Here is a 17,251-nt window from a genome sequence, read left to right on the forward strand (position 1 = left end):
TGTCGGTGAAGGAGAACACGATGCAAGCCATCGAACTTGAAACCACCCTATCCGCGCACGGCGGCATTGAGCTGCCAGCGGAACGCAAAGCGCTCTACGGCCGGCATGCGCGCGTGATTCTGCTGCTCGACGACGTGCCGCCGGCTGCGGCCCCGTCGACACCCGGAAGGGCTGAGCGGCAGGAGGCGCTGCGTCAGGCGCTGGTTGCCGTCGCACAAGCCGGGACTTTCGCGCACATCGACGATGCCTCGGCCTGGCAGCGCGAAGCGCGTAGTGATCGCGAGCAGCCCGGGCGCGAGGGCTGAAGCATGTGGCTGGCGGACAGTAACATCCGCATACACGCTTGCGGTCCCGGGTCACCCTCTGCAGGGCTGCTTGTTGGATCAGTTACCGGCGATTTCGGTGGTCACGCGCATTGAGGTGCTTGGCTATCCACGTCTGCGCTTGGACGAGGAGATCTTGCTGCTCTCTTCATTCGACGAATATCCGATTGGCGCGCGAACGGCTGAGCTCGCCATCGCCCTACGGCAGCAGCGAAAACTGTCGCTCTAAAGCAAAGCCATGCCGGGAGGGGGTCGCTTTGAAGAACTGCACGATTATTGGAGATTAATTATGTCTGAACCCGTAGAAATCCTGCGCGGAGTGGTGCACCCGTGGTATTGCGACAACTTTGGCCACATGAATGTGCGTTGGTATAGCCATTTCTTCGACGATGCCGCGTATCACCTTTGGCCGCTTTACTGGGGGAGTCACCGGAAAATGCAGGACGAGTTTGGCGTCCATACGGTGACCGCTGCGGCGACGATTCAGTTTCTACACGAGTTGCTGGCCGGGGATTTGATTTTGGTCGATAGTTTGCTGACTCGCGTTGGCCGAAAAAGCTGCACTTTTACCGAACGGATGTTGCACGTCGACACCAGGGAAGTGCATGCGACATACGAAACCACCGAAGTCTTTTTTGACCCCATAAGCCGCAAGGCAAGAGAAATTCCGGCCGCGATCAGGCCGGCGCTTGAAAAGGCCTGCCACCGCGCGCAAGAGGAGTAGGAGTAGTCGAGGCGCGGTGGCTGAGCGCAACTGCTCTGCTTATTGCATCAGCACGTAAGTCCCCGGAGCGTCGCACAGCACCTCGTAGCCCTTCTCGGGGTCGCCCATCGCTGGCGGTGCTTCGCTGCCCGACGAGTGGCGCGTCAGCCATTCCTGCCACGCCGGCCACCACGAGCCGGGCGTGCCTGGTGTCTGTTTCTTCCAGGTTTCCGGGTCGATGCAGCGGTCGCCTTCGTGGCAGACGCTGAGCTGGTACGAGCGGTGTGGGTGGCCGGGTTCGTTGACGATGCCGACGTTGTGGCCGCCGCTGGTCAGGACGAAGGTCAGCTCGGTGGCGTCGCTTTGCAGGTGCAGCTTGTACACCGAGTGCCAGGGCGCGACGTGGTCGGCGACGGCGGCGACGGAGAAGATCGGGCAGTGGATGTCGCTGATCGAGATGGCGCGGCCCTCGACCATGTACTTGCCCTGGAAAAGCTGGTTGTCCACGTACAGCCGGCGCAGCAGTTCGGAGTGCTGGCGATACGGCATGCGCGTGCCGTCGGCGTTCCAGGCCATCAGGTCGAACATCGGTTCGCGGTGCCCGAGGTAATACTCGCGGACCATCTTCGACCAGATCAGGTCGGCAGATTTGAGCAGCTGGAAGCCGCCCGAGACCTGTTTGTGATCGAGGTAGCCCTTCTGCCACATCATGTCTTCGAGCAGCGTCACTTCGCTGGCGTCCATGAAAACGTTGATTTCGCCGACTTCGGTGAAGTCGGTCATGGTCGTGAACAGCGTCACGCTGGCCAGGCGGTCGTCGCCGTCGCGCGCCATGGCGGCGGCGGTGATGGTCAGCAGGATGCCGCCCAGGCAGTAGCCGGCGGCGTGGATCTTGAGCCCGGGTTGCAGCTCGGCGACGACGTCGATGGCCGCCAGCGTGCCGTGCCGGCGGTAGTCTTCCATGCCCAGGTTGCGGTGCTCCGGACCCGGGTTGAGCCAGGAGACCATGTACACCGTATGGCCGCGGTCGACCAGGTACTTGACCAGCGAGTTGTGCGGCGAGAGGTCGAGGATGTAGTACTTCATCATCCACGCCGATTGCATCAGCACGGGTTCGCGCTGCACCGTATCGGTGGTCGGCGTGTATTGAATCAGCTCGATCAGGTGATTGCGGTAGACCACCTTGCCGGGAGTGATGGCCAGGTTTTCGCCGACCTTGAAGGCCTCGACGCCGGCGGGCGCTTCATTGCGCAGCGAGCGCTTGAAGTCGTCGCGATAGTTGGCGGCGCCGCGCACCAGATTGCCGCCGCGTTCGGCGATCGTCGCGGTGGCGATCTCGGGGTTGAGAAAGGGGACGTTGCACGGAGCGCTCATGTCGAGGATCTGGCGCGCGGTGAACGACACCGCCGCCTCGCTGTGTTTGGCGATGCCGCGCACGCCGGTGGTCGCGTTATGCCACCACTGCTGGTTGAGCAGGAAGCCCTGGTAGATGACGTTGTAGGGGAAGCGTTGCCAGCCGGGATGGTCGAAACGGTGGTCGCCGGGAAGCGGTTCGATACACGGCTCGGCCTTGCCGGTGGCGATCGACGTCAGCGCGTAGCTGCCCAGGCGCAGCGCTTTCCGTGTCGCCTTGGCGGCGAGTTGAAACCGTTTGCCGGGCGACGACGCGAGGTGCACCGTCCAGTCGAGGTAGGCCATCGCCAGCGACGCGGGTGAAACGCCTCCGGTAAACTGACCGAGCGCGATATTGGTCATCCGGTCGATTTCTTCGAGCGCGTCGGAATCGAGCATGCGGCGGTCGCCGAGGCGGCGCGAGAGGTCCGCCGGTGGTGTGGCGTTGGCGGTTGCTGCGTCGGTCTGGGCGCTGCGTTCGGTTGCTGGCGCTGGTTCGTCGCGGGCAGGCTCGGTAGCGTCGATCGGGTTCGTGCTCATGGTGTTGTGTCCATTGATTGCTGCATCGTTCGTTATGTGTTGGCGTCGAAGATTTGATGCAAGCGGTGCTGATGAATCGGGATACCCCCCCCAATGATGAAAGTATGACCCCTTCCTCCACCCGTCGTGCGCTTTCCGGCTTGCCCGCCGGAATCGTTCGCCGGGCAGGGCGCGGCTGTGCGCGTTGGTGGCACGCCGGTGGCACGCTGGTGCCACATTCCGTCTCACCCCGGCGCTTCTCGCGCAGCGGCGAGCAGGGGGGTTCGTAAGTCGTCGCGTTGCACGGGAAGATTGAATGCTAAGAGATGCAGCGGCTGACGCCCTGATCCAGGTCAACTTGTGCCGTGCTGGCGCGGCGCGAGCCGGCGGCATGCCGCGCTTCCGGTTGTGGAAATGGCTCTGTGCAGGCCGTGCAAATTGGTTCTTTTTAAGGCCAATAATGTTCTAGCATCATTTGCTGCCAAGCAGCGCTGAGCTTGTCACGTTGGCGGCGGGCAGGGCGAACTATCGTGATGACGCGCAACGACCAGTCAGGAGGCTGTTAATGAACCAGGCCGTTCCCGGTGCCAGCAGCGCCGACAGTGCGCCGCACGTCTCGTTTCGCGGCACGCAGAAGACCTACGACGGCGAACACCTGATCGTCAGCGATCTCAACCTCGACATTCGCCGCGGCGAATTCCTGACCTTGCTCGGCCCCTCGGGTTCGGGCAAGACGACCTGCCTGATGATGCTGGCTGGCTTCGAAACGCCGACCGCAGGCGAGATTCGCCTCGGCGACCAGGTGATCAACAAGGTGCCGCCGCACAAGCGCAACATCGGCATGGTCTTCCAGAACTACGCGCTGTTCCCGCACATGACGGTCGCCGAGAACCTGCGTTTTCCGCTGGCGGTGCGCAAGCTGTCGGCCGCCGATATCGACCTCAAGGTCAAGAATGCGCTCGACATGGTGCGCCTCGGCGAATTCGCCAAGCGCTACCCGCAGCAACTTTCGGGAGGCCAGCAGCAGCGCGTCGCGTTGGCGCGGGCGCTGGTCTTCGACCCCGAACTGGTGCTGATGGACGAACCGCTGGGCGCGCTCGACAAGCAGTTGCGCGAGCATATGCAGCTGGAAATCAAGCATATCCACCAGAGCCTTGGCGTTACTGTCGTTTTCGTCACGCACGACCAGGGCGAGGCGCTGACCATGTCCGATCGCATCGCCGTTTTCGACCAGGGGGTGATCCAGCAGATCGATAGCCCGGAAGCGCTCTACGAGCGCCCGGCGAACTCCTTCGTGGCCAGCTTCATCGGCGAAAACAACGCCCTGCACGGCACCGTCGAGTCGCTCGACGGCGACTTTTGCCGGGTACGCCTCGACTGCGGCGCCGAAGTCCTGGCGCGCGCCGGCAACGTCGCCGGGGCAGGCGTGCGGACGATGCTCTCGGTGCGCCCGGAGCGCGCTTTCCTGGTCAATGGCCCGGCGCCATCGGTCAACGTCTTTGCCGGCGCGGTGAAGGAGGTGATCTATCTTGGTGACCACGTGCGGATTCGTCTTGGCCTGGCCGGCAGTCACGACTTCACCGTCAAGACGCCGATCTCGCAGCTCGACAAGAGCCTGCAGGCGGGTGATCAGATACAGGTGGCGATGGACCCGGCGCATATTTCCGCACTCGATGCGCCCGACGCCGCCACCGCGATGTAGGCGGTGACGTCGCCTGGCGACGAGTGTGGCTGGCGGTAAGTGGTAGCGACTGTAACGACAATCAACGGAGGTGACAAAGATGAAACAGAAGCAATCGACGATGAAGTGCCTGGCCCTGGCCATCGGCATGGCGACGATGGGCGCGGCCCACGCCGACCTGACGGTGATTTCCTTTGGCGGCACCAACCAGAAAGCGCAGGTGAAGGCTTTTTACGAACCCTTTACCAGGGACACCAAAATCGGCATCGTGCAGGGTGAATACAACGGCGAGCAGGCCAAGATCAAGGCCATGGTCGACGCCAAGAACGTCACCTGGGACGTCGTCGAGGTCGAATCGCCCGAACTCGCGCGCGGCTGCGAGGAAGGCGTCTACGAGAAGCTCGACTACAGCAAGATCGGCAACAAGAAGGATTACCTCGACTCGGCGATTCGCGAGTGCGGTTTTGGTTTCTTCGTCTGGTCTACGGTGCTCGCCTACAACGCCGACAACCTCAAGACCGCGCCGACATCGTGGGCCGATTTCTGGGATTTGAAGAAATTTCCCGGCAAGCGCGGCATGCGCAAGGGCGCCAAATTCACCCTCGAATTCGCGCTGATGGCCGATGGTGTGAAGCCCGCCGACGTATACAAGGTGCTCGGCAGCAAAGCCGGTGTCGAACGCGCCTTCAAGAAGCTCGACCAGATCAAGCCGCAAATCCAGTGGTGGGAGGCCGGCGCGCAGCCACCGCAGTTGCTCGCTTCCGGCGACGTGGTGATGAGTTCGGCGTACAACGGCCGCATCGCCGCTGCCCAGCAGGAAGGCCGAAACCTGAAGATCGTATGGACCGGCAACATCTACGACGTGGAATTCTTCGCTCTTCCGGTCGGCGTCGCGCAGCGCGACGCGGCCTACAAGTTCCTGGCGACGGTCGGCAAAGCGGACCATCAGAAGGTCTATTCCAGCGAGATTCCCTATGGACCGACCAACCTCAAGGCGATGGCGCAAATCCCGCCAGCGGTAGCCGCCGAGTTGCCGACGGCGCCGGCCAACGCCAAGACGGCGATGGCCAGCAACACCTCGTTCTGGGTTGAGCACGGCGAAGACCTCGAGCAGCGCTTCAACGCTTGGGCCGCCAGGTAGAGCGCCTGCGGCATTTCCCCGGGGCGATCGCTCCGGGGTGGCTGACGAAAGGAAAGCAGGATGAGCGCCAACGCCAGCAGCGCCACCGTATCCGGACCCCCGAACACGACGGCGCTGCCGCTCAAGACGCAACTGCGCCGCGCCGAGCGCTTGAAGAAGCTGAAGTACGGGGCCCTGATCGCGCCGCTGGCCTTGTTCCTGCTGCTGACCTTTCTGTGGCCGATTGGCGCGCTGCTGATGCGCAGCGTCGAAAACCCCGAGGTCCCCGAAGCGCTGCCGCAAACGCTGCACGCGCTCGCCGGCTGGGACCGCCAGGCGCTCCCCGGCGACGCCGTTTTCGCGGCGCTGGTCGCCGATCTGACCGAGAACAAGGGCAGCCGGACGCTGGCCGTGGCGGCCAAACGCCTGAACATGGAAGAACCGGGCTTTCGCTCGCTGTTCATGAACAGCGCGCGCAAGATGCCGCTCGAGCCTGGCGTCGCGCCCCGGCAAGCCTTGCTGGAAATGGACCCGCAGTGGGGCGAGCTCGCCACCTGGCAGTTGATCGCCCGTAACGGCCGCGCCTACACCGACTACTTCCTGCTGGCGGCGCTCGACATGTACCGCGACGGCGCTGGTGATATCACCCAGGCCGACCCGCTGTCGTCGATCTTCGTCGACATCTTCGCGCGCACCTTCTGGATGAGCCTGATCGTCACCATCTGGTGTCTGGCGCTCGGTTATCCGGTGGCCTACCTGCTCGCCACGCAGTCGTCGCGGGTCTCCAACCTGTTGATGATCTTCGTCCTGCTACCTTTCTGGACGTCGATCCTGGTGCGCGTCGCGGCGTGGATCGTCCTGCTGCAGCAGGGCGGCCTGATCAACATGGGGCTGATCTCGCTGGGGATCATCGACCAGCCGCTGCAGCTGGTCTTCAACCGCATCGGGGTGTACATCGCGATGGTGCACATCCTCTTGCCGTTCATGATCCTGCCGCTCTACAGCGTCATGAAGGGAATCTCGCCAACCTACCTGCGGGCGGCGGTTTCGCTCGGTTGCCCGCCGTTCCGGAGCTACTGGAAAGTCTATTTCCCGATGACCGTCCCGGGCGTCGCGGCCGGCGGCCTGCTGGTGTTCATCATCGCGATGGGTTACTACATCACGCCGGCTTTGCTCGGTAGCCCGAAGGAGCAGATGGCCAGCTACTTTGTCGCCTTCTACACCAACGAGACGACCAACTGGGGGATGGCGGCGGCGCTCTCGGCGGTGCTGCTGGTGGCGACGATGATCCTCTACTTTGTCTATAACCGCCTGGTCGGCAGCGCCAGCTCCGGCGCCAAACCCCGCTGACCGGAGCCGATCATGATTCCCGCCTATGCCTCGCTGCCCGAACGGATCTGGTACTACGTTTTCCGCATCGGCTGCGGCCTGATCCTGCTGTTCCTGGTGATCCCGATCCTGGTCATCATTCCCCTGTCGTTCAATTCGGATTCGTTCCTGATCTACCCGATGTCGGGCTTCTCGCTGCGTTGGTACGAGGAGTTCTTCTTCTCCGACACCTGGATTCACGCGCTGAAGAACAGCCTGATCGTGGCGCCTTTCGCGACGCTGCTGGCGATGGTTTTCGGGACGCTGGCGTCGATCGGCCTGACGCGCGTGGATTTCCCCGGCAAGGCACTGGTCACCGCGATTCTGATTTCGCCGATGGTCGTGCCGGTGGTCATCGTCGGCGTCGCCACCTATTTGGTCTTCGCGCCGATCGGCCTGTCGGGCAGCTACCTCGGCCTGATCCTCGTGCATGCAGCGCTCGGCGTGCCCTTCGTGGTGACCACCGTCAGCGCCACGCTGCAGGGCTTCGACTACAACCTGGTGCGCGCCGCCGCCAGTCTCGGCGCCAATCCGCTCACTGCCTTCTTCCGGGTGACCTTGCCGCTGGTCGCGCCCGGGGTGATCTCGGGCGGCCTGTTCGCCTTCGGAATTTCCTTCGACGAGGTCGTTGTCACGCTGTTCCTGGCGAGCCCCGAGCAGACGACGCTGCCGCGGCAGATGTTCTCCGGGATCCGCGAGAACATCAGTCCGGCGATCGCCGCGGTGGCGACCATCCTGACGCTTTTCGCGGTCCTCATGCTGCTCGCGCTGGAATGGCTGCGCGGCCGTTCGGAGCGCCTGCGTAGCGGCGGCTAGCGGCGACTCGGTCGCGTTGCCTATGGGCGGACTGGCGGTATCGGCGTAATGCCCGCCGGCTTACCGAGATCGTCCCAGATGGCGCTCGATAATCGCCGCCAGCGTCGCCGCTGCCGGCCCGATGCGTTCAGCCGGGACGGCGGCAAAACCGAGATTCAGTCCGGGCTGCCGCTGTTCGCGATCGAGGTAGTACATCGACAAGGGGCGGCAAATGATGCCTTCGGCCAGCGCGTCGGCGGCAATGCGTTCGTCGTCCAGCGCCTGGTGGAAGCGATAGAGCAGTTGCAGGCCGCCATGCCCGCCGGACGGTGAAACGGCGTTGCCGAGGTGCGCGTGCATCGCCTCCTTCAGGACATCACGGCGCTCGGCGTAGACGCCGCGCATGCGCTTGACGTGCGAGGTGAAATAGCCTTCGTCGATGAATTCGGCAAGCGCCGCCTGCTCGGGTAGGCGGCCGCCACGATGCAGCTCGGAGGTGCCGGTGACGAAGGCGTCGATAAGGCCTTCTGGAACCACCAGGTAAGCGAGGCGCATGCCGGGGAACATGACCTTGCTGAAGGTTCCGAGATAGATCACCCGCTGCTTGTCGGAGAGGCCGAACAGCGAGGCGAGCGGGCGTTCGTGGTAGCGCAGTTCGTTGTCGTAGTCGTCCTCGATGATCCACGAGTCGGCGATGTCGGCGCGTTCGAGCAGTTGCAGGCGGCGTTCGAGCGAGAGCACGGTACCCGTCGGATACTGGCTCGACGGCGAGGTGAAGATCAGGCGCGGCGGCAGCGACCAATCGACGATCGTCGGGGCGATGCCTTTTTCGTCGACCGGGATCGGCGTCACCTGCAGGCCGGCGGCGGCGAGGACGTTGCGCGCCCCCCAGTAGCCGGGATCCTCGATCCAGGCGCGCTCGCCGTGGTCGGCGAGCATCCGCGCGCAGAGGTCGATGGCCTGATGCGAACCGTTGACGATCACCACCTGCTTGGGATCGACGTGCATCATACGCGTGATGCGCAGGTAGCTGGCGAGAGCGACTCGGAGTGGGCCGTAGGCGGTGTGCGAATAGTTGAGCAGGTGCGATTGCTCGACGCGCAGGTACTTGGCGAGCAGTCGGCGCCAGATGCTGAACGGAAAAAGGTCGACGTCCGGAATGCCGGGCATGAAGGCGCCGCGCTGGACGATGCTGCTGCAGACGCTGGCGGCAACCGCCCGGCCGCGGTGCGACAAGGTCTGCCGACCGGCGTCCACCGGCGGCCTCTGGGCGGGCGCCTTGAGGCCGCTGGAGACCGCCTCCGAGACGTAGGTGCCGTCGCCGATGCGGCCTTCCAGATAGCCCTCCACCAGCAGTTGTTCATAGGCCCGGACGACGGTATTGCGGCCCATGCCGAGTTCGCTGGCGAGGGCGCGCGTCGACGGCAGCTTGGTACCCGGCGACAGGCTGCGGTCGATGATCGCGTGCCGCAGCGCCAGGTACACGCGAACGCGTAGCTTGACGGTCGGCGCCTGCCGGTCCACGTACTGCTGCAGCAACTCGGCGATCAAGCCTTGTTCCATCGGTTCCCTTAATGTGAAAGTCATGTGGAATGATTTCGGCGTGTCAGCCGCAATGCGCACGGCGTCTTGAGCGAAATGGTGATGGCGTTCATGATTTGTGGTGTTTCGACCAGTCATCAGCGTTGCCGGCGATTGGTCTTCTCCATTGCTCGAATTGGCGGGCGTTAGTATGACCAATTAGCGGGCTGTCATCAACTGCCGAGGGCGTTTTGCACGACTTTCACGTGCCACGCACCAGCCGGCGGATTTGTCCCGGCGATGTTGCAGCGCCGCATAGCGCACGGCGCAGGGCACCGAGCGGCAAGCAGCAGCCATTTCGATCGTCAAATCGGTTCGTCTTCGGCCCAGAGCTTGACTCGGTAGCGCTCGCCAATCGACAATGCCGGGATTGCTCGCCGCCAGGGCTGAACGAGTACGGTTGCGATAAACGCGGCGGAGCGTGTGGGACGAGGCTATTCCTGCTGCCTGGCAGGAGTTGTTCAGCGTCAGCGGGACACCCGCGGTTCAGCAAGCGGGCCGGCTTTTCCTGTGACGATGTCGGGTCGTAACGATCGACGTCGGCATGGACCAGTAGCGCGACATCGCGTGATGTCGCGATATTTTTTTGGGGGTAAGTATGCAAATCAACGGAAGTGTATTTGTCGTAACGGGCGCGGGTTCCGGGCTGGGTGCGGCAACAGCGAGCAATCTGGTAGCACAGGGTGGCAAAGTGGTCATCGTCGACATCGATGCCACCGCTGGTGAAGCGCAGGCCGCGCAGCTCGGCGCCAACGCGCGTTTTGCCAAGACCGATGTGACCGACGAGGCGAGCGCCCGGGCGGCGATCGAACTGGCGGTCAAGGAATTCGGCGGACTGCACGGACTGGTCAACTGCGCCGGCGTCGCGCCACCCAAGAAAGTCCTCGGCCGCGACGGCCCGCACGATCTGGCGACCTTCGCCCGCGTCGTCAGCATCAACCTGGTCGGCACCTTCAACATGATCCGTCTGGCCGCCGAAGCGATGAGCAAGAACCAGCCGAACGAGGGCGGCGAGCGCGGTGTCATCGTCAATACCGCTTCGGTTGCTGCTTTCGATGGTCAGATTGGCCAGGCCGCCTATGCTTGTTCGAAGGCTGGCGTCGTCGGTCTGACCTTGCCGGTAGCGCGCGAAATGGCCGCACACGGCATCCGTGTGATGACCATCGCTCCAGGAATCTTCGAGACGCCGATGCTCAAAGGTCTGCCGCAGGCTGCGCAGGATTCGCTCGGCCAGATGGTCCCGTTCCCATCGCGTCTCGGCAAGCCCGCCGAATACGCCGCGCTGGTGCAGCACATCTGCGAGAACGGCTACCTGAATGGCGAAGTGATCCGCCTTGATGGTTCCATCCGGATGGCCTCGAAGTAATCCCCAGCAAGTCGCGAACTTCAATCCGGCAATAATAGCCGTTGCAAAAAAGGAGTGCAGCATGAGTGAATCAGTTGTCATCGTAGGTGCCAAGCGTACGCCAGTGGGTGCCTTCCAGGGCCAGTTTGCCGGCGTTACCGCGCCGCAACTCGGCTCCGTCGCGATCAAGGCCGCTGTCGAGCAGGCTGGCGTCAAGGTCGAAGATATCGACGAGGCCCTGATGGGCTGCTGCCTGATGGCCGGTGTCCGCCAGGCACCTGCTCGCCAGGCTGTTCTCGGCGCTGGTCTGCCGACGTCGATCCCGTGTACCACCTTGACCAAGATGTGCAGTTCAGCGCAGAAAACGGTCATGATCGCGCATGACGAGCTGCTCGCCGGCTCGGTCAACATCGCCATCGCTGGCGGCATGGAGTCGATGACCAACGCGCCGCACGTGCTGACCACCGCCCGCTCGGGTTACCGTCTCGGTAATGGCGTGCTGCACGACCACATGTTCCTCGACGGCCTTGAGGATGCCTACGAAAAAGGCAAGCCGATGGGCGTGTTTGCCGAGCTGTGCGTCGAAAAATACGCCTTCACGCGCGAGGAAATGGATGCCTTTGCCGTCGAATCGGTGACCCTGGCGCAGAATGCCGTGACCAGCGGCGTCTTCAAGGACGAAATCGCACCGGTGACGGTCAGCACCCGTAAGGGTGACACCGTGGTTGAGCTCGACGAAACGCCGATGAAATGCGACGTGTCGAAGATCTCGAAGCTGAAGCCGGTCTTCAAAAAGGACGGCGGCTGTACGCCGGCCAACTCGTCGTCGATTTCCGACGGCGCAGCAGCCTTCGTGATGATGCGTGAATCGGATGCCAAGGCCGCCGGAATCACGCCGCTGGCCCGCATCGTCGGCCACTCGACGTTTGCGCACGATCCGTCGTGGTTCACCACGGCGCCGGTGTTTGCCTTCCAGAACCTGTTGAAGAAGCTTGGCTGGCAGGCCGAGGACGTCGATCTCTGGGAGATCAACGAAGCTTTCGCGGCGGTGACCATGGCTTCGATGCGCGACCTCAAACTGTCGCGCGACAAGGTCAACGTCAATGGCGGCGCTTGCGCTCTCGGCCATCCGATTGGCGCCACCGGTTCGCGGATTCTCGTGACCTTGCTGTACGCGCTCAAGGCGCGTGGCCTCAAGCGCGGTATTGCCGGCCTCTGCGCCGGTGGCGGTGAAGCAACGGCTATTGCCATCGAAGTTCTCTGATCGAGTCGCCAACGAGAATTCCCACCCCGCTGACCTGAGGTTGCGGGGTGGGCAAGGAGTGAATCGGATGTTGATTGACAAGAAACACATAGGCATGAAAGTGCCGCCACACGCGGTAACACCGACGGCGTGGCAACTGAAGTGGTTCGCCAAGGCCACCGGAGAAACGAACCCGATCTATTTCGACGAAGCCGCCGCCAGCAAGGCCGGACTGCCGGGCGTTCTGGTGCCGCCGACTTTCTTTTTCTGCATGGACATGGACAAGGATGAGCCTTTTGACTACATCGCGACCATGGGCTGTGACTTCGCCAAGATGCTGCACGGCGAGCAGATTTTCACGTATCACAAACCGGTCTATTCGGGCGATACGCTGGATTTCGACGGACAGGTGACCGATATCTACGACAAGAAGAACGGCGCTTTGCAGTTCATCGTCAAGGATGTCAAGGTCAGCCGGCAAGGCGAAGCCGTGTGCGATCTGCGCACCGTGATCGTCATCAGGGCATAGGGGAAAGTCGATGACAATACCGAATTTTGAGGCACTCAACGTCGGTGACGAGATTCCTTCGTTCACTACGGAACCGGTGTCGCGTCTTACTCTGGCGCTCTACGCGACCGGCTCGGGCGACCACCATCCTCTGCACCTCGACCAGGACTACGTCCGCTCGAAGGGGATGAAGGATGTCTTCGCGCATGGCATGCTGGGCATGGCCTACCTCGGCCGTCTGCTGACGCAATGGGTGCCGCAGGGTGCGATCCGCAGTTTCGGCGTGCGCTTTACGGCGATCACCTGGATCGGCGAGAGCATGGTCTGCACCGGCAAAGTGGTCGAGAAGCTGGAGCAGAATGGCGAGAAATGTGTGCGTCTCGAGTTGACCTGCGCCAACGAGCAGGGTGAGGCCAAGCACAAGGCAGATGCGGTGGTTGCACTGGCGTGACAAGGCAAGTCGCCAGTACGACTGCATGATCGCGGCCGTCTTCGGACGGCCGCTGTTTAGTTGTAGAGCACTTTGTCTACCGATGGGCATCCGCCCGGCGTCACGGTAGGCGTGTCCGACACACTGGAAGGAGATCAAACGAGTGGAAAGCAATAATCCGAATGAGCAACTAGGCGGCGTCGTCAACGCTTGGGCTGATATGCAGAAGCGCATGATGAGCGACTGGGCCGGTATGCTGCAGAATCTCCCAGGCAGCGCCAAGGAAGGCCCCGTTGAAGCAGTGAAGAAAGGCGTTGAAGCGGCCACCAAGGGTGGCAATGACGCGGCGAAGGCGCTTATGGAGCGTATGGCCGGCAGCCAGACCGCAATGACCCGGGTGATGGATTTCTTTTTCCGGTCGATGAAGGTCGTGGCGCCGAACCTTGAGGCCAACAAGGACTGGCGTCCCGACCTCAAGGGTTTTGCTGACCAGTGGGCCAAGGAATCGACGGCCATGCTCCAGCGCAGCATGGGTATGGGTTCGCACCTCGCGAGTCTGGGTAGCACGATGGGCAAGGACGTTCCCGAGGCGATGGGTCCCTGGCTGTCGTTCCTGATGCAGGCGGCTTCGTCGGGTCACTTCGGCGAGGCCATGCTCGGTGGCACGGCAGGCCTCAATCGCCTGCTGTCGATGGAAGGCGATGTCGGCGCCGTCGCCGGTGTCGGTCAGATTCCGCTTTTTGGTGCATCGCGCGAGAAGCACGCCAAAACCTTGCGGCTGGTCGACTCGGTCGTTGATCTGCGCAATACCAGTCTGGCGTTTCACAAGCGCTTCGCCGAGGCGCTCGCCACGGCTGTCGAAGCGACCGTGGACGAACTTGGCAAAGTTGCTGCCAAAGGCGACAAGATCACCGCCGTGCGCCAGCTGATGAGTCTCTGGTACAGCACCGCCGACAAGTCCCTGCTGGTGACCTTCAACAAGCAGGAATTCCTCGACACGCAAAACAATTTCACCAAGGCTCAGCATGCGTTCAAGCTGGCAAAACGCGCTGTCGTCGAGGACATTTTCCGCGACCTCGATATGCCCACGCGCAGCGAGCTGGACGAAACCTATCAGGTGATCCACGACCTCAAGAGGGAGGTCCGCATGCTCAAGAAGGCCTTGCCCGCGACCGCAGCAGCCAAGCCTGCCGCTCGTACCACCGCGGCGCGTCGTGCCAAGAGCGAGTAAGCAGAGCCGCGCGAATCTTGTGATCCGGCTGATTAGCTAATAGACCTTTAGGAGGACGCTACCCCTATGTTTTCATTTCCAATACAGATTCTTCCCGCCGACATCGCCGCGGAAACCGCCGCCCTGAACGCGAAGCTCACCAAGGGCATCAGCAATCTCACCAAAATGACCGACGACGATATCGACATCGGCAGCACGCCGAAGGATGTCATCTTCGCGCAGGACGGGATCGAGGTTTACCATTACCACGCGCTCGTCGAGCAGGCCAAGGTCATGAAGACGCCGCTGCTCATCGTGCCGCCGCTGATCAACGGCTACGAAGTGGCCGACCTGCAACCCGATCGTTCGCTGGTTCGTAATCTGCTGAACGAAGGTATCGACGTCTACCTGAACAACTGGGGCTACCCGCGTCCGGTCGACAAGTATCGGACCATCGACGACTACATCAACGGTTACCTCGACGACACCATTGATTTCATTCGTCAGTACCATGGCGTCGACAAGATTGCCCTGTTGGGCATCTGCCAGGGTGGCGCCATGTCAACCACCTATGCGACGCTCAATCCGGAGAAGATCAGCCACCTGGTCCTGACCGTTACGCCGATTGACTTCGACGCTTACAAGGCGAATCACAAGCCTCACGAGGGCTTGATGTTCACCATGGGCGGCGAAGCCGACGTCGAGCAGATGGTCGCTGTGCACGGCAACGTGCCGGCGACGGTGCTCAACGAGTCGTTCATGATGGCCTCGCCGTTCATCCTGAACTACGGCAAGTACGCCGACGTGGTTGATATCCTCGACGACCCGAAGGCCGTGCAGAACTTCCTGCGCATGGAAAAGTGGCTGTTCGGTGGGCCCGACGCTGGTGGTCAGATGTTCAAGGAGTTCGTCCGCGACTTCCTCAAGGGCAACAAGCTCGTCAAGGGCACCCTTGAAGTCGGTGGCCGCAAGGTCGACCTGAAGAATCTGACGGCGCCGATCCTCAACATCTTCGCCGAGAAGGACCACATCGTGCCGCCGCCATGCACGGTTGCCCTCGGCAAGCACGTCGGCAGCAAGGACTACACCGAGTTCGCCATCGCAACCGGCCACATCGGTATCTACACCGGCGGCCTGTCGCAAAAGGTGCTGGCGCCGACGGTCGGCAAGTGGCTGCGCGACCGTAACGCCTGAGTCCTGTAGCAAGCTGGTGTCCGTGCGGACGCCAGTTCGTCTGAAGTCAGCGTGGGAGCACGCTTGGCCGACTACCCTGCTGCTAACCTGATCAGCAGCAGGATGTCGCCAAGCGTGTTCCCACCTGCCGTTTACCGGCTGATGTTACTGTGGAAGTCGCGCCACCGAGGCGGCGCACGCGGCGCTGACTCCGCTGCTACAGCACGTTTCGCCGGTTTGACGCAAGAATGCGCAGAGGAGAAGAAGATGGAATCAAACAAGGAGATGGCAACCCTGGGCGGCGGTTGCTTCTGGTGCCTGGAAGCGGTGTTCGAGCAGATGCTTGGCGTCGAGGCGGTAGTTTCGGGTTACTGCGGTGGGCAGCTCGAGAACCCCAGCTATGCCGCCGTATGCGGTGGCCGGAGCGGCCACGCCGAGGTCGTCCAGGTGGCTTTCGATCCGGCCAGCTGCACTTATCGCGAGATCCTGGAAGTTTTCTTTGCGATTCACGATCCGACGACGCTGAACCGTCAGGGCAATGACGTCGGCAGCCAGTATCGTTCGGTGATCTTCCATCATTCGGCCGCGCAGCAACAGGTGGCGGCGGCCTTGATCGCCGAGCTCGATCAGGCGAGCTTGTGGGATGGTCGGATAGTGACCGAGCTGCTGCCGGCGCCCCACTTCTTCGTCGCCGAGTCGTCGCACCAGCACTACTTTGCCCGCAACCCCGAGCAGGGTTACTGCCAGGTTGTCGTCAGCCCCAAGCTGGCGAAGTTTCGCAAGAAGTTTGCCAGCCGCCTCAAGGTGAATCGATAAATTCGCGCAGGTCGCTGACAAAGCGCTCGCGCTCCCACTGGTGCGGCGAATGGTCGCTGCCTTCGTAGATGCGCAGGATGGCACCGGCGATGCGGTTCTTGACGTAGTGGGCGGTCTCGCCGCGATAGTAATTGCTGGCGCCGCCGTAGACCAGGAGCGCCGGGATGTCGATCTTCTCGAGAGTCGCCCGGTAGTCGGCTTCGGCAAGGCTTTCCCAGCAGGCGATCAGCGGTAGCGGATCCTGCGCGCTGAGCCACTGGCGCGCCTTCTCCAGGCCGCGCGAGTTTTCCTGGTACTTCTGCCGGGCGCGATCGTTCAGCCCCGTGCCGCCGAGTCGCAGGACCGATTCGGCGAAGTCGTCTTCGAGATGCTTCAGGAAGGCGTCCGAGCGTTCGCGGTCGAAGTCGCCGTAGATGCCATTCGCCCAGTTGTCGTCAGTCAGCAGTTTTGGCGATTGATCGATGAAGGTGACTTTGCGCAGGTTTCTGCAGCCGTACTGCTCGATGTACTGCCAGAGCGTCAAGGCGCCCATCGAGTGGCTGACGACCACCAGCTCATCGAGCGCGTAGTGGTCGATCAGGTTGCGCAGGTCCTGCGCCATGCGTTGCACGGTCGGCACGGTGTCGGTCAGCAGGCGATGGCCACCGTGGCCGCGGGCGTCCCAGCGCAGGACGCGATGGTGAGGTGTCAGTTGTTCGAGAAAAGGCTGCCATTCGCGGTGGCTGGCGGTCCAGCCGTGCAACATGAGGATCGGCGAGCCATTGCCGGAGACCTGCACATGGATCTTTTCGCCGTCATCGGCAAAGAAATGCGTCATCGGATCGGACAAGCTAGGGAAAGCCGCGAGCGTGTCACAAGCCCGTGCGCAAGGCAACTGGAATTGCCATCCGGCAAGTAATGGAACGGGTAGGGAGGCAGGCTTTGCAGCGCTTCGAGCACGCTATCCGCGGCGTCGATGCCGGTCTGACGCAACCTGGACGAGCTGCAGCACTTTGGCTGTCGTCTGGCTCGAATCGCCGGCCGCCGGCGGCTGAGTGCGCTGGC

General features: G+C 62.5%; 17 protein-coding genes. 14 read left to right on the top strand and 3 right to left on the bottom strand.

The genetic code is table 11. From position 1 onward, the window contains the following. The first annotated feature begins 20 nt into the window (after positions 1-20). The 3 genes from QZ656_RS02130 (at position 21) to QZ656_RS02140 (ending at position 1,047) form a co-directional block, all read left to right on the top strand. Positions 21-305: a hypothetical protein gene (locus QZ656_RS02130; protein WP_291991832.1), complete on the top strand. Its 285-nt coding sequence runs from the start codon at positions 21-23 to the stop codon at positions 303-305. Positions 306-375: 70 nt separating this feature from the next. Next, positions 376-552 carry a hypothetical protein gene (locus QZ656_RS02135; RefSeq protein WP_291991833.1) on the top strand — a complete coding sequence of 59 codons (177 nt, stop codon included), beginning with the start codon at positions 376-378 and terminating at the stop codon, positions 550-552. Positions 553-612: 60 nt separating this feature from the next. After that, entirely contained in the window at positions 613-1,047 is a 435-nt protein-coding gene (locus QZ656_RS02140; RefSeq protein ID WP_291991834.1) for a thioesterase family protein, read from the top strand. 39 nt (positions 1,048-1,086) lie between these two features. Here the strand turns inward: QZ656_RS02140 and QZ656_RS02145 are convergent, their stop codons facing one another. After that, positions 1,087-2,958 (bottom strand): alpha/beta fold hydrolase, encoded by a 1,872-nt coding sequence (locus tag QZ656_RS02145; RefSeq protein WP_291991835.1) that lies wholly within the window; start codon positions 2,956-2,958, stop codon positions 1,087-1,089. A 544-nt stretch (positions 2,959-3,502) separates the two neighbouring features. On the opposite strand from QZ656_RS02145, the gene QZ656_RS02150 reads away from it, so the two are divergent. From QZ656_RS02150 to QZ656_RS02165, 4 genes are all read left to right on the top strand, one after another. After that, positions 3,503-4,639: an ABC transporter ATP-binding protein gene (locus QZ656_RS02150; RefSeq protein ID WP_291991836.1), complete on the top strand. Its 1,137-nt coding sequence runs from the start codon at positions 3,503-3,505 to the stop codon at positions 4,637-4,639. Positions 4,640-4,739: 100 nt separating this feature from the next. Continuing rightward, positions 4,740-5,759, top strand: coding sequence for an ABC transporter substrate-binding protein (locus QZ656_RS02155; protein WP_291992111.1), 1,020 nt, complete (start codon positions 4,740-4,742; stop codon positions 5,757-5,759). 60 nt (positions 5,760-5,819) lie between these two features. Then, positions 5,820-7,088 (top strand): ABC transporter permease, encoded by a 1,269-nt coding sequence (locus QZ656_RS02160; protein WP_291991837.1) that lies wholly within the window; start codon positions 5,820-5,822, stop codon positions 7,086-7,088. 12 nt (positions 7,089-7,100) lie between these two features. Beyond that, positions 7,101-7,922, top strand: coding sequence for an ABC transporter permease (locus tag QZ656_RS02165; RefSeq protein WP_291991838.1), 822 nt, complete (start codon positions 7,101-7,103; stop codon positions 7,920-7,922). Positions 7,923-7,982: 60 nt separating this feature from the next. On the opposite strand, the gene QZ656_RS02170 is transcribed toward QZ656_RS02165, so the two are convergent. After that, positions 7,983-9,464 (bottom strand): PLP-dependent aminotransferase family protein, encoded by a 1,482-nt coding sequence (locus QZ656_RS02170; RefSeq protein ID WP_291991839.1) that lies wholly within the window; start codon positions 9,462-9,464, stop codon positions 7,983-7,985. A gap of 616 nt (positions 9,465-10,080) precedes the next feature. On the opposite strand from QZ656_RS02170, the gene QZ656_RS02175 reads away from it, so the two are divergent. The 7 genes from QZ656_RS02175 to msrA all read left to right on the top strand — a co-directional run bounded on the left by QZ656_RS02175 (position 10,081) and on the right by msrA (position 16,207). After that, positions 10,081-10,848 (top strand): 3-hydroxyacyl-CoA dehydrogenase, encoded by a 768-nt coding sequence (locus QZ656_RS02175; protein WP_291991840.1) that lies wholly within the window; start codon positions 10,081-10,083, stop codon positions 10,846-10,848. 61 nt (positions 10,849-10,909) lie between these two features. Beyond that, positions 10,910-12,091 (top strand): acetyl-CoA C-acyltransferase, encoded by a 1,182-nt coding sequence (locus tag QZ656_RS02180; RefSeq protein WP_291991841.1) that lies wholly within the window; start codon positions 10,910-10,912, stop codon positions 12,089-12,091. Positions 12,092-12,158: 67 nt separating this feature from the next. After that, complete coding sequence (locus QZ656_RS02185) at positions 12,159-12,599, top strand: MaoC family dehydratase N-terminal domain-containing protein (protein WP_291991842.1); 441 nt, start codon at positions 12,159-12,161, stop codon at positions 12,597-12,599. 10 nt (positions 12,600-12,609) lie between these two features. Further along, positions 12,610-13,029 carry a MaoC family dehydratase gene (locus QZ656_RS02190; RefSeq protein ID WP_291991843.1) on the top strand — a complete coding sequence of 140 codons (420 nt, stop codon included), beginning with the start codon at positions 12,610-12,612 and terminating at the stop codon, positions 13,027-13,029. Between the two features lie 142 nt (positions 13,030-13,171). Then, positions 13,172-14,239 carry a poly(R)-hydroxyalkanoic acid synthase subunit PhaE gene (locus QZ656_RS02195; RefSeq protein WP_291991844.1) on the top strand — a complete coding sequence of 356 codons (1,068 nt, stop codon included), beginning with the start codon at positions 13,172-13,174 and terminating at the stop codon, positions 14,237-14,239. Positions 14,240-14,305: 66 nt separating this feature from the next. After that, positions 14,306-15,412 carry a class III poly(R)-hydroxyalkanoic acid synthase subunit PhaC gene (gene phaC / locus QZ656_RS02200; RefSeq protein ID WP_291991845.1) on the top strand — a complete coding sequence of 369 codons (1,107 nt, stop codon included), beginning with the start codon at positions 14,306-14,308 and terminating at the stop codon, positions 15,410-15,412. A gap of 246 nt (positions 15,413-15,658) precedes the next feature. Further along, on the top strand, positions 15,659-16,207 hold the full coding sequence (gene msrA / locus QZ656_RS02205; RefSeq protein ID WP_291991846.1) for a peptide-methionine (S)-S-oxide reductase MsrA: 549 nt from the start codon (positions 15,659-15,661) through the stop codon (positions 16,205-16,207). On the opposite strand, the gene QZ656_RS02210 is transcribed toward msrA, so the two are convergent. Continuing rightward, positions 16,191-17,036: an alpha/beta hydrolase gene (locus QZ656_RS02210; protein ID WP_291991847.1), complete on the bottom strand. Its 846-nt coding sequence runs from the start codon at positions 17,034-17,036 to the stop codon at positions 16,191-16,193. The genes msrA and QZ656_RS02210 overlap by 17 nt on opposite strands. Positions 17,037-17,251 lie beyond the last annotated feature (215 nt).

Source organism: Candidatus Accumulibacter sp. ACC003 (genome assembly GCF_907163085.1).
Lineage (GTDB): Bacteria > Pseudomonadota > Gammaproteobacteria > Burkholderiales > Rhodocyclaceae > Accumulibacter.

What these genes read in the sequence shown, in the direction of transcription:
- QZ656_RS02130 (WP_291991832.1), top strand. Translation starts at nt 21, where the DNA reads ATGCAAGCCATCGAACTTGAAACCACCCTATCCGCGCACGGCGGCATT.
- QZ656_RS02140 (WP_291991834.1), top strand. Translation starts at nt 613, where the DNA reads ATGTCTGAACCCGTAGAAATCCTGCGCGGAGTGGTGCACCCGTGGTAT.
- QZ656_RS02145 (WP_291991835.1), bottom strand. Translation starts at nt 2,958, where the DNA reads ATGAGCACGAACCCGATCGACGCTACCGAGCCTGCCCGCGACGAACCA.
- QZ656_RS02150 (WP_291991836.1), top strand. Translation starts at nt 3,503, where the DNA reads ATGAACCAGGCCGTTCCCGGTGCCAGCAGCGCCGACAGTGCGCCGCAC.
- QZ656_RS02155 (WP_291992111.1), top strand. Translation starts at nt 4,740, where the DNA reads ATGAAGTGCCTGGCCCTGGCCATCGGCATGGCGACGATGGGCGCGGCC.
- QZ656_RS02160 (WP_291991837.1), top strand. Translation starts at nt 5,820, where the DNA reads ATGAGCGCCAACGCCAGCAGCGCCACCGTATCCGGACCCCCGAACACG.
- QZ656_RS02165 (WP_291991838.1), top strand. Translation starts at nt 7,101, where the DNA reads ATGATTCCCGCCTATGCCTCGCTGCCCGAACGGATCTGGTACTACGTT.
- QZ656_RS02170 (WP_291991839.1), bottom strand. Translation starts at nt 9,464, where the DNA reads ATGGAACAAGGCTTGATCGCCGAGTTGCTGCAGCAGTACGTGGACCGG.
- QZ656_RS02175 (WP_291991840.1), top strand. Translation starts at nt 10,081, where the DNA reads ATGCAAATCAACGGAAGTGTATTTGTCGTAACGGGCGCGGGTTCCGGG.
- QZ656_RS02180 (WP_291991841.1), top strand. Translation starts at nt 10,910, where the DNA reads ATGAGTGAATCAGTTGTCATCGTAGGTGCCAAGCGTACGCCAGTGGGT.
- QZ656_RS02185 (WP_291991842.1), top strand. Translation starts at nt 12,159, where the DNA reads ATGTTGATTGACAAGAAACACATAGGCATGAAAGTGCCGCCACACGCG.
- QZ656_RS02190 (WP_291991843.1), top strand. Translation starts at nt 12,610, where the DNA reads ATGACAATACCGAATTTTGAGGCACTCAACGTCGGTGACGAGATTCCT.
- phaC (WP_291991845.1), top strand. Translation starts at nt 14,306, where the DNA reads ATGTTTTCATTTCCAATACAGATTCTTCCCGCCGACATCGCCGCGGAA.
- msrA (WP_291991846.1), top strand. Translation starts at nt 15,659, where the DNA reads ATGGAATCAAACAAGGAGATGGCAACCCTGGGCGGCGGTTGCTTCTGG.